This is a genomic window from Novosphingobium sp. Leaf2 (assembly GCF_001421325.1).
GTDB lineage: Bacteria > Pseudomonadota > Alphaproteobacteria > Sphingomonadales > Sphingomonadaceae > Novosphingobium.
Genome location: NZ_LMJY01000016.1, coordinates 35944 through 50221 on the forward strand (window position 1 = coordinate 35944; position 14278 = coordinate 50221).

The window sequence follows — 14278 nt, forward strand, 5'->3', positions numbered from 1 at the left end:
CTCGCCCGCATGTGCGGGGACAACGCAAATCAGTATGGCACGCGCGGCTACGGGGATCATTCGATGACCTTGGGCACCCCGAAGAAGCCGTGCTCGGCCGCCGGAGCGTTCGCCAGCACCGCGTCGCGCCTGTCGCCGCCAGTCAACGGATCGGCCCCGATCACATCGTCCCGCAGGCGCAGCGTGTTGGGGATGACCGCGGTCATCGGCTCAACGCCGGACACGTCGACCTCGCCCAGTTGCTCAACCCAGGCGAGGATGCCGTTGAGTTCGGGCACCATCGCCTCAAGCTCGGCATCGCTCACCTTGATGCGCGCGAGGCTGGCGATCTTCGCCACGGTTGCGGTATCGACCGACATGGCTTTCCTTCATGATTGGGCCCGCAATCGGGGCCTTGATCCAGCCGCGCAGCTAGCATCGGCGCGGCGCGGCTTCAAGCGCCGCACACGTGCGTTGCCGGCTAGGGCGCGGGCGTTGCGGGGGTTGCAGGAGCGGCGGAGGCTGCGCCCTGCCCTTGCGCCTGCTGCTGGGCACGCATCTGCGCCATCATTGCGGACAGTTCCTGCGGCGTCTTGAAGTCGATCAGGTCGATCTCGAACACCAGCGTGGAGTTGGCGGGGATCGGCCCGGTCACCTTATCGCCGTAGCCAAGCTGCGGCGGAATGGTCAGGCGATAGCGTCCGCCCCGTTCCATCTGCACCAGACCCTTGGCAAAGCCGGGCACCACTTCGTCCAGCGCCATCGGCACGCGATCGGCCTGATCGAAGACGGTGCCGTTCTGCAGCATGCCCTTGTAATTGATCAGCACATACGAATGCTCAGGCGGCTTGCCCCCGGTGCCGGCCTTGATGGCCTCAACCTTGACTTGCGGCTCGGCAATAGCGGGGGCGGCAGGCGCAGTGGCCGGCGCGGCGTGCACGATGGCGAACACCGGCACGGACACGGCAGCCGCCAGCGCGATCAGCGGCGCGAACGTGCGAACCATGATCACGGCTGACCCGGAACCGCGCCCGGCGCTTCACCGGGCATGCCGCCAGGCATTGAACCGGGCGCACCCGGTGCGCCACCCTGCTGCGCCTGCATCTGCTGCAATTGCTGGAGAATACGCTGCTGCTGCTGGATCTCGGCCAGGCTCTTGAAGTCCACCAGTTCGACCTCGAACTTGAGATCGGCGTTCGGGGGGATCGGCGATCCTGGCGGCGGCGTGGCGCCATAAGCCAGCGACGCGGGGATCGTGACATCGTACTTGCCGCCGCGCTGCATCTTCATCAGCGCCTTGGAAAAGCCGGGCACGAACTGCGCCACCGGATTGGGATAGTTCTTGTTCTGATCGAACACCGCGCCGTTTTCCAGCATGCCCTTGTAGTTGATCAGCACCACGTCCTGCATCGTCGGCGATTCGCCGGTGCCCGCGGTCAGCGTGCGGACGGTCGGCGTGGCAGGCAGCGCGGCGTAGGCAACGCCGCCGGCAACCAGCGCAACAGCAGCCACGCCGATCCATAGCTTGGATAGGGCGCCCTTGGCGATGGGCTGAAGCGGGACACGGGTGATCTCGGTCATCGTTGGCCTCGTATTCGACAAAAGGTAAGGAACCGTGCGGACGGCGGATGCAAGAAGAGCGCGGAAAAGCGAATTTCCACGCCCTCATGGCTCAAGGCGGCGCAGCGTTCAAGCCGCGAGCCGCAAGTTTGGCGCAAATCCCTGCGCTATCGCGCAGGAACCTGAAGTCTTACTTGCCGCCGTCGCGCTCAACGCGCTTGCGCTCAAGCTTGCGGGCGCGGCGCACGGCAGCAGCCTTTTCGCGAGCGCGCTTTTCCGACGGCTTCTCGAAGTGACGGCGCAGCTTCATCTCACGGTACACGCCTTCACGCTGCAGCTTCTTCTTGAGCGCCCGAAGAGCCTGATCGACGTTGTTGTCGCGGACGAGAATCTGCATAAAACCGACACACCTCACAAAAAACGAACGAAGCCCGCCCCACACCCTGACTGGCGAGGCGAACCGCGAATCTTCAAAAGAACAGGCCATCGCCGAAAGCGACAAATAGCGCGAATGGCCGGCCCGTTAGCAAAAGGATGGCCACAAGACAAGGCTTGGCGTGCGATTTGGTTTGCCCGCGCCACGCCGCGCCCTGCCGATTTGCCCGATATATCTGCTACCGCACTGTCTACCGTGTCGCGCGGTTGGATTTTCCGACGATTCGTGGCTAAGGCGAACGCCATGCCTCAACCTTCATTCCTTGCCGCCTCGTTTTACGTGGGCCTGGGCGGCGCGCTGGGCTCGTGGCTGCGCTTCGTGGTGGCATGGGCGTGGACCGCGGCGCTTGGCCCGGTGCGCGCCGGCGTCTTTCCGTATGGCACGTTTACCGTCAATGTACTCGGCTGCCTGGCGATGGGCCTCCTCGTCGGCTGGCTTGCGCGGTTCGGCCCGGGCGGGGAGCCGATCCGCCTGCTGCTGGGCGTGGGCGTGCTGGGCGGCTTCACCACGTTTTCCTCGTTCGGCCTCGATTTCGCCATGCTGGTGGAGCGCGGGCAGATCGGCACCGCCGCGTTCTATACCGGCCTCACCCTGCTTGCCGGTTTCGCCAGCCTGTTTGCGGGCCTTATCATGATGCGGAGCGTCGCATGAGCACTGAAAGTCACATCAAGGGCGCGGGGTTCGGCAATGCCGATGCCGTGCGCCAGTTCACCGTGGGCAGCGATGATGACGGGGTGCGGCTGGACCGCTGGTTCAAGCGCCACCTGCCGCAAGTCAGCTTCGCCATGGTGTCACGCTGGGCGCGCACTGGGCAGCTGCGCGTGGACGGCAAGCGGGCCGACGTCGATACCCGGCTGGCGACCGGGCAGGTCCTTCGCGTGCCGCCGGGCGGCGAACTCAAGCCCGGCATCGGCGGCATCATCGCGCGCCGCGAACTGAGCGAGGCCGAGATCGCCCTGGCCGATTCGATGGTGCTGACGCAGGACCGCGCCGCGATCGTGCTCAACAAGCCGCCCGGCCTTGCCACGCAAGGCGGCTCGGGTATGAAGGAGCATGTCGACGGGCTGCTCGACGCCTATGTGGATAAAGGCCCGCGCCCGCGCCTGGTGCACCGGCTGGACAAGGACACCTCCGGCGTCCTGCTGATCGCGCGCACGCCCGGCAGCGCCGCATTCTTTTCCAAGCGTTTCTCCGGGCGCACCGCCCGCAAGATCTACTGGGCGCTGGTTGTGGGCGTGCCCGGCATCCACGAAGGCCTGATCGAACTGCCGCTGGCCAAGCAGCCCGGCACCGGGGGCGAGAAGATGCATGTCGATGAAAAGGAAGGCCAGACCGCGCGCACCCGCTATCGCGTGATCGACCGGGCCGGCAACCGCGCCGCCTGGGTGGAGCTGCATCCACTGACCGGGCGGACCCATCAGCTGCGCGTGCACATGGCCGCGATCGGCCACCCGATCGTGGGCGATGGCAAATACGGTGGTCAGGAAGCGTTCCTGACCGGGTCGATCAGCCGCAAGATGCACCTGCATGCCCGCCGCCTGATCATCGAGCATCCCGACGGCGCGCCGCTGGACGTGACCGCGCCGCTGCCCGAGCATTTCGCCAACTCGCTGGAACAGCTGGGCTTCGAGGAATCGGAAGGCGAAGCGCGCGACGAGGCGCCGGTCGATTTCTCGAAAGAGGAGCGCAAGAAGGCCGCCAAGCAGCACGCCAAGGAATACCGCAAGGAACGCCGGGGCGAGCGCCGCAAGCGGACCGAGAGCCCGTCTGGCCAGACCCGTTCGGGCAAGCCCACGGCCAAGCCGGGCAGCAAGGCCACCGGCAAGCTGGGCGGCAAGCCACTCGGCAAGCCCGCCGCGAAGACGTTTGGCAAGCCAAGCGGTAAGCCGTCAGGGCCTCGTCCCGGGGCGGGCGCGGCGCGCAGGCCGGCTGGGTCGCCCCGCGGCGCTCCGCGCGGCGGCGCGCGATGAAACTGGCCGTCTTCGATTGCGACGGCACACTCGTCGATGGGCAGGCGTCCATCTGCGAGGCGATGGAGGCAGCTTTCGCGGCATTCTCGGTCCCCGCACCCTCACGCGGGGCGATCCGGCGCGCGGTGGGGCTGTCATTGCCGCAAGCCATCGCACAGCTGCTCCCGTCCGCCGACCCGGTGCGACACAACGCGATGGCCGAAGCTTACAAGGCCGCGTTCCGCACCGCACGCGAGCAGGGCCGCGTAGCGCAGCCGTTATTTCCGGGCATGGAACAGACCTTGCGCGCGCTCCATGCCGCCGGATGGACGCTGGGCGTCGCGACGGGGATGTCCAATCGCGGCCTCGCCCACTGTTTGGCGGCCAACGGGGTCGGCGACGTGTTCGTCACCCTGCAAACCGCTGACGACCACCCGTCCAAGCCGCATCCTGCCATGCTGGAGCAGGCGCTTGCCGAAGGCGGCGCGACGGCTGCCGAGGCGGTGATGATCGGTGACACGGTGTACGACATGCAGATGGCCAAGTCGGCCCATGTGCGGGGCATCGGCGTGGAATGGGGCTATCACATGCCCAGCGAACTCACCGCAGCCGGGGCGGAGATCGTGGTCGACACGCCTGCGCAGCTTCTGGAGCATTTGCTAGCATGAGCGACAGGGATCCGGCCGCAGCGCGGTTTGCCGCGATCAATGCAGTGCGCCTGGGCGGCGTGGCTGCCGTGATCGTGGGTATGCTGGTTTCCACTCATCGCATCCTGCCCGCCCTGCCCACCTGGGCGGGTTACATCCTGCTCATCGCCGGGCTGGTGGGCGCGCTCGTGCTGCCCGCGATCCTGGTGCGCAAGTGGCGCACGCCGCGATGAAGCGCTTTTACAAGACCGTCGCAGTAGAGGCGACGGACGACGGCTGGCGGGTAACGCTTGATGGCCGGGCGGTGCGTACTGCTGGCGGCCGGCCGCAAGTGGTGCCGACACGCGCTCTGGCCCAGGCGCTCGCGGACGAATGGGACCAGCAGGGCGAGACGATCGCGCCGACCACCTTCCCGTACCGCGACCTTGTAGACTTCGCGATCGATGCCATCACCCCATCCCCGCAGACAGCCGTAACCGAACTGCTGCCTTATGCGGAAACCGATACGCTGTGCTACCGGGCCGACCCGGACGAGGCGCTCTACAAGCGCCAGATGGCCGTTTGGGAACCGGTTTTGCAAGCGGCAGAACAGCGGCTGGGCGTAACCTTCGTGCGGATATCCGGGGTGATTCACAAGCCGCAGCCCGATGCGACGCTGGTGGCCCTCCGGCGCGAGCTGGACGCTGCTGATGCCTTCCAGCTCGCTGCGTTGAAGATGCTGGCGAGCCTGAGTGCTTCGCTCGTCATCGCTCTGGAAGCGGTCCGACCGGCAGCAGACGCGCAAGGCCTGTGGCAAGCCTGCGAGCTTGAGGCGGACTGGCAGGTCGAATTGTGGGGTGAGGACGCAGAAGCAGCGGAATTACGCGCGACGCGATTCTCAGCCTTCCAGCTGGCGATAAGCCTGGCGCAACTTTCGCGCTAACGGGCGCGATGAAGGGCCGTAATCAGCCCTTCACCCAGTCCGATACCTGCCGCGCCACATCGTTGGCCGCCTGGTTCAGTGCTGCAGCAACCGGCTTGGCTTCGGCAGCTACGCCGTTTACCACCGCTTCGAACCTCTTGGTCTGAACCGGGCCATCGCCGCGGTGCGTCTGCATGGCATCGAAGCGCACCACCACCGCGCTGCGCTGCGCATCGTAGCCCATTTGCAGCAGGCGACCGCTGACAAGCGTGCGCCCCGTCGTTTCGAAATCGCCGCCTTCCACCACGAGCTGACCGGTGCGGGCACGCAGCGTTTCGGCCAGCAACGAGCGGAATTGACGCGTGGGCTTTTCGATCCACAGTGCGTTCTTCAGATACGCCACGCTGGAATTGTCGACCGACACCGGCACGCGCAACACATCGAGACCGCGATCGGCATCGGGATCGAGAACGACGATCGCATCTGCCAGCTTGCCGCTGGTCGTGGCACCCGCCGGCGCGGTTTCCTGCGGCGTCAGGCGCAGCAGTTCGTTCGGCGTCTTGGGCCCGAAACTGACGCACCCCGACAAGGCCAATGCCGCGACTGCGGCTAGCAGGCCATGGCTGATGCAGGCTTGGCCCCTGACCATCGTGCGCATCCGGTCGTTCCTTTTCGCGACTGTCATTTCTTGTAGTCCGGCAGCTTCTGGCCCTTGAGCAGCGCGCCTGCGCCCTGCTCGTCGACACGCTCGGTCAGATTGCGCAGCGCCTTGCTGGTGGCCCGCAGATCCCGGATCGCTGCATCGGCAGCCGGAAGCGTCTGCTGCGACACCTGATCGAGCGCGGGCTGGGCGTGCTGCATGGTCTTGTCCAGCTGGTCCATTGACTTCTGCGCAGACGCCAGCGTCTTGCGCAGCTGGTCCGCCAGCGAATTACCCTGGTCACCCAAGAGGTTATCGGCCTTCTTCGCCACCCCTTCAAACGCGGCCAGCGTCTGCGTGCCCTGCTTCAAGGTGACCTGCAGCTCGGCCATCGTGGCGCGCAGCTGCGGCGTTGCGTCCGACATGTCCTTGGTCATCTTGTTGGTGTTGGCCAGGATGCCGGTGATGGACTTGCGATTTTCATCGCTCATCAGCTGGTTGAGGTTTTCGGTCAGCGTCGCCAGCCGCTCCAGCAGCAACGGCGCGTTGGACAGGATTTCGCCGAAACCGCCACGCTTGGTGGGGATCACCGGCACGCCTTCGGGGCCGGGTTCGGTCAACGGCGGTGCGCCCTTCACGGCGCCTTCCAGCTGGATGTCCGATACGCCGGTAAAGCTGGCCTGGATGGTGGCAACGGTGCCAACGGTAATCGGCACCTTGTCGTCGATCTTGATGCGCACGCGCACGAAGCTGGGATCCTTGGGCCACAGCTCGATCTGCGTCACCTGCCCGGACGGCACGCCCGCGTAGCCGACCTCGGATCCCTTCGCCAGACCGTCAACCGACTGGGTGAAGAAGATGTCGTACTCCTTGCGGTCCCCCTCGCCTAGCTTGGCGATCCACAGCAGACAGGCGGCAAGCGCTGCCAGCAGCAGCAGGGTTACAGCCCCGACCCAGACGTGATTGGCTCTTGTTTCCATGGCCTGCGCCCTATGCCCCTGTCCTGCTGGTGTCCATGCCGGACCCTTGAGGCGCCAGCGGCCGTTCAGCCTGTGGCGCAGTGTCATGCTCCGGCGCGATCGCCGGGTCGTCTTTCGCGGCAAGCGCCGCCCGGCCACGCGGGCCGTTAAAATATTCTTGGATCCACGGATGGTCCAGCGCCAGAAGCTCGGGAATAGTGCCCACCGCAATCACCTTCTTGTCCGCCAGCACGGCCACCCGGTCACAGATCGCGTAAAGCGTATCGAGATCGTGGGTGATGAGAAACACGGTCAGGCCCAGCGTTTCCTTCAGTTCACGGGTCAAGGCATCGAACGCAGCCGCACCTATCGGATCGAGGCCGGCGGTCGGCTCGTCCAGAAACAGCAACTCCGGGTCCAGCGCAAGCGCGCGCGCAAGCCCGGCGCGCTTTTTCATGCCGCCCGACAGCTCGCTGGGGTACTTGAACGCAGCTTCTTCGGCCAAGCCGGACAAGCGCACCTTGAACCGCGCGATTTCGCTTCGCAGCATGTCGGACAATTCCGGGTAGAACTGCCGCAGCGGCACTTCGACGTTCTCCCCCACCGTGAGGGTGGAAAACAGCGCACCGCCCTGGAACAGCACGCCCCAGCGCGAGCGCAGGTCGATCGAGTCTTCCTCAGTCGATTCGCCCATCTTGTGATCGAGCACGGTAATTTCGCCGGCGGTGGGCTGCTGGAGCCCGATGATCGAACGCATCAGCACCGACTTGCCGGTGCCCGATCCGCCCACCACGCCCAGCACTTCGCCCTTGCGCACCTTGAGCGACAAGTCCTCGTGGATCACGTGATCGCCAAAGCTGTTGCGAAGGCCTTCGACGACGATCGGGTATTCGCCGTCATAATCGCTCGAAAGATCCGTCATGCCCAACCGATCTTCGTAAAGAATATCGCGAAGAACGCGTCCAGCACGATCACCGTGAAGATCGCCGTCACCACCGCCTGCGTGGTGCGCGCGCCCACTTCCTCGGCGTTGTCCGTCACCTGCATGCCCTGATAGCACCCGGCAAGCGCGACGATCAGCGCGAACACCGGCGCCTTGATCAGGCCCACCCACACGTCCGTGATCGGCACCACTTCCTTGATGCGCTGCAGGAACGTCCAGAACGGAATGTCGAGCGCGAAATTCGCGATGGTCGCCCCGCCCACGATGGACAGCGCGGTGGAATAAAAGCCCAGCAGCGGCATCATCAGCATCGAGGCCAGCACGCGCGGCACCACCAGCGCCTGCATCGGCGAGACGCCGATCGTGCGCATGGCGTCCACTTCCTCGGTCAGCTTCATCGTGCCGATCTGCGCCGCGAACGCCGAACCCGAACGCCCGGCAACCATGATCGCGGTCATCAGGATGCCCAGTTCGCGCATCGACAAGCGGCCGGTAAGGTTGATCGTGTAAATTTCGGCGCCGAATTGCGCCAGCTGGACGGCGCCTTGCTGCGCGATGACAATGCCGATCAGGAAGCTCATCAGGCCGATGATCCACAGCGAGTTGATGCCCACATACTGCATGTGGAACACCAGCGCCGTGCCGCGCAGACGCGACGGGTGGCGGATAACCTGGCCGAATGCCGAGATCAGTTCGCCCAGAAAACCCAGGATGCGCACGATGCCGTGGCCCCACTGCGTAATCAGATCGCCCAGTTCGCCCAGCGTGCGGGTGGCCAGCGCGGGTTCCGGCTCCAGCTCTGCCTCATGGGCGTCCATATCTTCGACGGCGGCGAGCAGGCGGCGCGCCTTGTCGCTCTCGCCGGTAATTTCCAGCCCGCGTTCCCGCGCATAGTGGGAAACCAGCCAGGCACCGGTGGTGTCGATGTCCGTGACGCCGGACATGTCGATGCGGGCGAACTTGCCGTGCAGCGCGCCCATCTTCCTGTCGATGTCGCCAAGAGAGTAAACGCGCAACGGCCCCTTCAGCGCGAGCACATGGTCGCCGCCTTGGTCGTTTTCCGACAGGGTGAAGTCAGCCCATTCCCGCATATTCGTTCGTGTGAGCGATAATACACGGATCGGCAAGATGTTCCGACATGGCGACAGGCCGTTATGCGTGCAAAGAACGCAACCAGCCAGAGATGCGCGGGACACGCTACCGCCTTGCGTGAAAACCCGCGCGCTGGCATGGCGCGGCGCCATGACCGACACCGCATCCCAGCCCGCCGCTACGCCCGCGACCACGCCTTCGGGCGAGCCCGCGCTCGACAAGACGTTCGACCCCGCGCGGATCGAGGCGCAGTGGTATTCGCATTGGGAACGCAACGGCCTGTTCCGGCCCGAACGGCCTGATGCCACCCCCTTCACCATCGTCAACCCGCCGCCTAACGTCACGGGCAGCCTGCATATCGGCCACGCGCTGGACAATACGCTGCAGGACGTGGTGATCCGGTATGAGCGGCTGCGCGGCAAGGATGCGCTGTGGGTGGTGGGGACCGACCATGCCGGCATCGCCACGCAGATGGTGGTGGAACGCCAGCTTGAGGCGTCTCAGGACAAGCGCAGCAACTACACGCGCGAAGGCTTCATCGAGAAGGTGTGGGACTGGAAGCGGGAAAGCGGCGGCACCATCACCGGCCAGCTGCGCCGCCTGGGCTGTTCGATGGACTGGAGCCGCGAGCAGTTCACGATGGACCCGCACTTCACCACGGCGGTGGTCAAGGTGTTCGTCGAACTGCACAAGCAGGGCCTGATCTACCGCGACAAGCGACTGGTGAACTGGGACCCCAAGCTCAAGACCGCGATCAGCGATCTGGAAGTGGAAACGCGCGAGGTGCAGGGGCACTTCTGGCACTTGCGCTATCCGCTGTCTGACGGTTCGGGCTTCATCCGCGTCGCTACCACGCGGCCCGAAACGATGCTGGCCGATATGGCCGTGGCGGTGAACCCGGCGGACGAGCGCTACAAGTCGCTGCTGGATCGCAAGGCGACCGTGACGCTGCCGATTACCGGCCGCGAAATTCCGATCATCGCGGACGAACACGCCGACCCGGAACTGGGTTCGGGCGCCGTGAAGATCACGCCGGGGCACGATTTCAACGACTTTGAGGTGGGCAAGCGCGCCGGGATCGAGGCGCGTGACATGCTCAACATGCTCGATGCCGAAGCGAAGGTGTGCCAGACGGCGGACGGCCTGATCCCGCACGAATTTCTGGGGCTAGACCGCTTCAAGGCGCGCGCCCGCGTGATCGAACTGCTGGACGAGGACGGCCTGCTCGAAAAAGTCGAGGACCGGGTGATCGCCACGCCTTACGGCGACCGGGGCGGCGTGGTGATCGAACCGTGGCTGACCGACCAGTGGTATGTCGATGCCAAGACGCTGGCCGGCCCGGCGCTGGAGGCGGTGCGCTCCGGCGCGATCGAGATCGTGCCCAAAAGTTGGGAGAAGACGTTCTTCAACTGGCTGGAGAACATCCAGCCTTGGTGCGTTTCGCGCCAGCTGTGGTGGGGGCACCGTATTCCGGCGTGGTTTGCGGGCGATGGCCAGATCTTCGTCGCCGAGACAGAGGAAGAAGCCCGTGAAGTTGCCATCAACCACTACACGGCAGCTGGGCGCCCCATCAAAGACGTGGAATTTATAGATTATGGAAATTTGAAGACGGGCTCATGCTTCAACAATGAGTTGCCGTCACTTGATCCTGACATTGTCACTCTAGAGCGCGATCCCGACGTCCTAGACACCTGGTTCTCCTCCGCCCTCTGGCCATTCGCCACGCTCGGTTGGCCGGACGAGAACGCGCCGCTGCTCGCCAAGCACTACCCCAACGACCTGCTCGTGTCCGGCTTCGACATCCTGTTCTTCTGGGATGCGCGCATGGCGATGCAGGGCATCCATTTCATGAAAGAGGTGCCGTGGAAGCGGCTCTACCTGCATGGGCTGGTGCGCGCTGCCGACGGGCAGAAGATGTCCAAGTCCAAGGGCAACGTCGTCGATCCGCTGGGCCTGATCGACCAGTACGGCGCCGACGCGCTGCGCTTTTTCATGACCGCCATGGAAAGCCAGGGGCGCGATGTGAAGATGGATGAAAAGCGCGTCGAGGGGTATCGCAACTTCGCTACGAAGCTGTGGAACGCCGCGCGCTTCTGCCAGGCCAACGGCAGCGTCGGCAGCACGTCGATCGCTGCGCCCGCCGCCACCTCCGCCGTCAACCGCTGGATCATCGGCGAAGTGGTGGAAACCGTGGTCGCGCTGGACAAGGCGATGGCCGACTTGCGCTTCGATGCCGCCGCCAACGCAATCTACCACTTCGTGTGGAACCAGTTCTGCGACTGGTACATCGAACTGATCAAGGGCCAATTCGACGATCCCGACCTGGGCGCGGAAACCAAAGCCGTTGCCGGCTGGGTGCTCGACCAGATCCTGGTGATGCTCCACCCCTTCATGCCCTTCGTCACCGAAGAATTGTGGAGCAAGACCGGCACACGCGAACGCGAACTGATCGTCTCGGCATGGCCCGACCCTCAGGCCAGCGTGGACCCGGCGGCCAAGGTCGAGGTCGAATGGCTGATCGCGCTGGTGGGCAATTTGCGCGCTGCCAAGTCCGAACTTGGCATTGCGCCCGGCGCCCGGCTGACCGCGTTCCTTGCCCAGCCGTCCGAGGCTACAAGCGCGATCATCGCGCGCAACGCCCGCGCGATCGACCGGCTTGCCCGCCTTGATGCGATCCGCTTCGAGCCGGCGCCCGCAGGCCCCGCGATGCAAGTAGGTGCGGGTGATGCGATGCTGGCCATCCCGCTTGACGGCGTGATCGACATAGCCGCCGAAAAGGCGCGTCTGGAAAAAGCGCAAGCCGCCGCGATCAAGGAGCGCGATGCGCTCGCCAAGCGGCTGGACAACCCGGCGTTCGCCCAGAAAGCCAAGCCCGAAGCGGTAGACAAGGCGCGCGCCGATCACGCCGCGCACGCCGCCGAAGCCGAGCGGCTGGGCGCGGCGCTGGCCCGGTTGGGGTGATGCGCACCCAGCCGGCGGCGGGGCGACCATGCCGATAACCCTCGCCACCACCACGCCCGGCGAGGCGGAGATTTTCGCGTCCCTGCAGGGCGAAGGGCCGTCCATCGGGCGGCCTAGCACGTTCGTGCGCCTGTCGCGCTGCAACCTGGCCTGCGCGTGGTGCGACACCGCCTACACCTGGCGCTTTGATGGCGACAACCGCCCGCACCGTGACGGCGTGACGTTCGAACGCGAGGCCAACCAGGTCACGATGGACGAGGTAGGCGTCGCGCAAGCCATCGCCGCGCTGGCGCCCGATCGCCTCGTCATCACCGGCGGCGAGCCGCTGCTGCAAGGACCGGCGCTGGCCCGGATGCTCGCCGCGCTGGACGCCGTGCGCTCCGGTATGCACGTAGAAATCGAAACCAACGGCACCGTCGCGCCGCACCACACCCTCGATGCCCGCGTGAACCAGTACAACGTCAGCCCCAAGCTGGCCCACAGCGGCAATCCAGCGGAGCTCGCCCTCGTGCCCGGTCGCCTGGCCGCCTGGGCCGATGAGCCGCGCGCGTTCTTCAAGTTCGTGATCGCCGATCCCGCCGACGTTGCCGAAGTCATGGCGCTGAAGGACACTTACGGCATTGCCGGCGAACGGCTGTTCCTGATGCCGGAGGGGCGATCCAGCGCGGTATTGCGGGAACGGTCTGGCTGGCTGGCGGATACTTGCGCGGCGAACGGGCTTCGGTTCACGGATCGCTTGCATATCCACTTGTGGGGGGACACGAGGGGCACATGAACGAAGCATCGCCTATCCCGCTGTGCGAAGACACCGCTTCGGCGGACCGTCCGCAGGACGAAGCCGCCGCCCGGCCCGCCATGCGCGGCGATCTTACGCGCGGGCCGATCCTGAAAACGCTGCTGCTGTTTTCGATCCCTATGCTGCTGTCCAACGTGCTGCAAACGTTGAACGGCTCGGTCAACGCGATCTGGGTGGGGCGGCTGCTGGGTGAAGCGGCGCTGGCGGCCACGGCGAACGCCAATATCGTGATGTTCCTGGTGTTCGCCGCCGTATTCGGCTTCGGCATGGCGACCACCGTGCGGGTAGGCCAGCATTTCGGCGCGCGTGACATCGAAGCGGCACGCCGCACGTTCGGCACCGGCCTTGGCTTTTGCATCCTGATCTCCATCGCCACCGGCGTGATCGGCTGGTTTGGCGCAGGCCACCTGCTCGATGCGCTCGGCACCCCGGCGGCCAGCCGGGTGGATGCACTGGACTATCTGCGGGTGATCTTCGTGACCATCCCGCTCGCCACCGTGAACATGATGGTGTCGATGGGCATGCGCGGCGCGGGCGATTCCAAGACCCCGCTGTATGCGATGATCCTGGCGGTGGTGATCGACATCGCGCTCAACCCGCTGCTGATCATCGGCCCCGGTCCGCTGCCCGCGCTGGGCGTTACCGGTTCGGCCTTGTCTACCGCGCTGGCCAACACCGCGGGCATGCTGTTCCAGATCTGGGTGATCTACCGCAAGGATCTGCCGCTGCGCCTGCGCGGCGCGGAACTGCGCTACCTGCGGCCGCGCGGCGTGGAGCTGCGCTATGTGGTGTCCAAAGGCCTGCCGATGGGCGCGCAGATGCTGATCGTCTCGTCCGCCGGGCTGGTCATGGTCAGCCTGGTCAATCGCGAAGGCCTGAACGCCGCCGCCGCGTATGGCGCTTCGCTGCAATTGTGGAACTACCTGCAGATGCCTGCTTTTGCCGTGGGCTCGGCGGTCAGCGCGATGGTGGCGCAATCCATCGGCGCCGGCGATCACGGGCGCGTGGCCAAAGTCACCATGACCGGGCTGGGCGCCAACCTGGTGATGTCCGTCAGTGTTGCCGCAGCCATAGTCGGCTTCGATCATCAGCTTCTGGCGCTGTTCCTCGGAGGGTCCAGCCCGGCCATGCCGATCGCCGAGCATATCCAGTTGATCTGCACCGCTTCGTTCGTGATCGTGTCCGTTACGATGATCCTCACCGGCACGATGCGGGCGTACGGGGCGGTGATTGCGCCTCTGGTTATCCTATTCCTAGGCCTTTATCCCGGCCGCCTGGGGTTCTACGCCCTGGCGGAGCCGCATATCGGCAGCGAAGCAGTGTGGTGGGCCTATCCGGTAGGCTCGGTGCTGACCGTCATCATCACCCTGGCGTACTACCGCTTCGGGAAATGGCGCGCCGCCTTTCATCGGTGA

At 65.5% G+C, this 14278-nt stretch carries 16 protein-coding genes; 8 read left to right on the forward strand and 8 right to left on the reverse strand.

The window, feature by feature from the left end; translation table 11 throughout:
* Positions 1-56: 56 nt before the first annotated feature.
* From gatC to rpsU, 4 genes are all read right to left on the reverse strand, one after another.
* Positions 57-359 carry an Asp-tRNA(Asn)/Glu-tRNA(Gln) amidotransferase subunit GatC gene (gene gatC / locus ASE49_RS09525; protein ID WP_056771181.1) on the reverse strand — a complete coding sequence of 101 codons (303 nt, stop codon included), beginning with the start codon at positions 357-359 and terminating at the stop codon, positions 57-59.
* Positions 360-460: 101 nt separating this feature from the next.
* On the reverse strand, positions 461-985 hold the full coding sequence (locus ASE49_RS09530; protein WP_082456425.1) for an FKBP-type peptidyl-prolyl cis-trans isomerase: 525 nt from the start codon (positions 983-985) through the stop codon (positions 461-463).
* Positions 986-987: 2 nt separating this feature from the next.
* The gene (locus ASE49_RS09535; protein ID WP_056771183.1) at positions 988-1560 is read right to left on the reverse strand and encodes an FKBP-type peptidyl-prolyl cis-trans isomerase; all 573 of its coding nucleotides are present in this window, start codon (positions 1558-1560) and stop codon (positions 988-990) included.
* Positions 1561-1729: 169 nt separating this feature from the next.
* Positions 1730-1936 carry a 30S ribosomal protein S21 gene (gene rpsU / locus ASE49_RS09540; RefSeq protein WP_028641935.1) on the reverse strand — a complete coding sequence of 69 codons (207 nt, stop codon included), beginning with the start codon at positions 1934-1936 and terminating at the stop codon, positions 1730-1732.
* A 282-nt stretch (positions 1937-2218) separates the two neighbouring features.
* Between rpsU and crcB the strand changes: the two genes are divergently transcribed.
* Genes crcB through ASE49_RS09565 form a run of 5 tightly spaced genes read left to right on the forward strand, consistent with a single transcriptional unit; the run spans position 2219 to position 5493 of the window.
* Positions 2219-2626 carry a fluoride efflux transporter CrcB gene (gene crcB / locus ASE49_RS09545; protein WP_056771187.1) on the forward strand — a complete coding sequence of 136 codons (408 nt, stop codon included), beginning with the start codon at positions 2219-2221 and terminating at the stop codon, positions 2624-2626.
* The gene (locus ASE49_RS09550) at positions 2623-3945 is read left to right on the forward strand and encodes an RluA family pseudouridine synthase (RefSeq protein ID WP_056771189.1); all 1323 of its coding nucleotides are present in this window, start codon (positions 2623-2625) and stop codon (positions 3943-3945) included. Before crcB ends, ASE49_RS09550 begins: the two co-directional genes overlap by 4 nt.
* A complete protein-coding gene (locus ASE49_RS09555; protein WP_056771191.1) occupies positions 3942-4592 on the forward strand; it encodes an HAD-IA family hydrolase in 651 nt (216 codons plus the stop codon). Before ASE49_RS09550 ends, ASE49_RS09555 begins: the two co-directional genes overlap by 4 nt.
* The gene (locus ASE49_RS09560; protein WP_056771194.1) at positions 4589-4804 is read left to right on the forward strand and encodes a hypothetical protein; all 216 of its coding nucleotides are present in this window, start codon (positions 4589-4591) and stop codon (positions 4802-4804) included. The genes ASE49_RS09555 and ASE49_RS09560 overlap by 4 nt, the downstream gene beginning before the upstream one ends.
* On the forward strand, positions 4801-5493 hold the full coding sequence (locus tag ASE49_RS09565; RefSeq protein ID WP_056772245.1) for an ATP12 family chaperone protein: 693 nt from the start codon (positions 4801-4803) through the stop codon (positions 5491-5493). The genes ASE49_RS09560 and ASE49_RS09565 overlap by 4 nt, the downstream gene beginning before the upstream one ends.
* Positions 5494-5515: 22 nt before the next feature.
* Here ASE49_RS09565 and ASE49_RS09570 read toward each other — a convergent pair whose 3' ends face one another.
* The 4 genes from ASE49_RS09570 to ASE49_RS09585 are packed head-to-tail and all read right to left on the reverse strand — an operon-like array spanning position 5516 to position 9105.
* Positions 5516-6130 carry an ABC-type transport auxiliary lipoprotein family protein gene (locus tag ASE49_RS09570; protein ID WP_235522919.1) on the reverse strand — a complete coding sequence of 205 codons (615 nt, stop codon included), beginning with the start codon at positions 6128-6130 and terminating at the stop codon, positions 5516-5518.
* Between the two features lie 23 nt (positions 6131-6153).
* Entirely contained in the window at positions 6154-7092 is a 939-nt protein-coding gene (locus ASE49_RS09575; RefSeq protein WP_056771196.1) for an MlaD family protein, read from the reverse strand.
* Positions 7093-7102: 10 nt separating this feature from the next.
* Positions 7103-7993: an ABC transporter ATP-binding protein gene (locus tag ASE49_RS09580; protein WP_056771199.1), complete on the reverse strand. Its 891-nt coding sequence runs from the start codon at positions 7991-7993 to the stop codon at positions 7103-7105.
* Entirely contained in the window at positions 7990-9105 is a 1116-nt protein-coding gene (locus ASE49_RS09585; protein ID WP_056771202.1) for an ABC transporter permease, read from the reverse strand. The genes ASE49_RS09580 and ASE49_RS09585 overlap by 4 nt, the downstream gene beginning before the upstream one ends.
* A gap of 151 nt (positions 9106-9256) precedes the next feature.
* Here ASE49_RS09585 and ASE49_RS09590 point away from each other — a divergent pair, with 151 nt between their 5' ends.
* The 3 genes from ASE49_RS09590 to ASE49_RS09600 are packed head-to-tail and all read left to right on the forward strand — an operon-like array spanning position 9257 to position 14278.
* Entirely contained in the window at positions 9257-12067 is a 2811-nt protein-coding gene (locus ASE49_RS09590; RefSeq protein WP_082456426.1) for a valine--tRNA ligase, read from the forward strand.
* Positions 12068-12095: 28 nt separating this feature from the next.
* Positions 12096-12842 carry a 7-carboxy-7-deazaguanine synthase QueE gene (locus ASE49_RS09595; RefSeq protein ID WP_056771204.1) on the forward strand — a complete coding sequence of 249 codons (747 nt, stop codon included), beginning with the start codon at positions 12096-12098 and terminating at the stop codon, positions 12840-12842.
* The gene (locus ASE49_RS09600; protein WP_082456387.1) at positions 12839-14278 is read left to right on the forward strand and encodes an MATE family efflux transporter; all 1440 of its coding nucleotides are present in this window, start codon (positions 12839-12841) and stop codon (positions 14276-14278) included. Before ASE49_RS09595 ends, ASE49_RS09600 begins: the two co-directional genes overlap by 4 nt.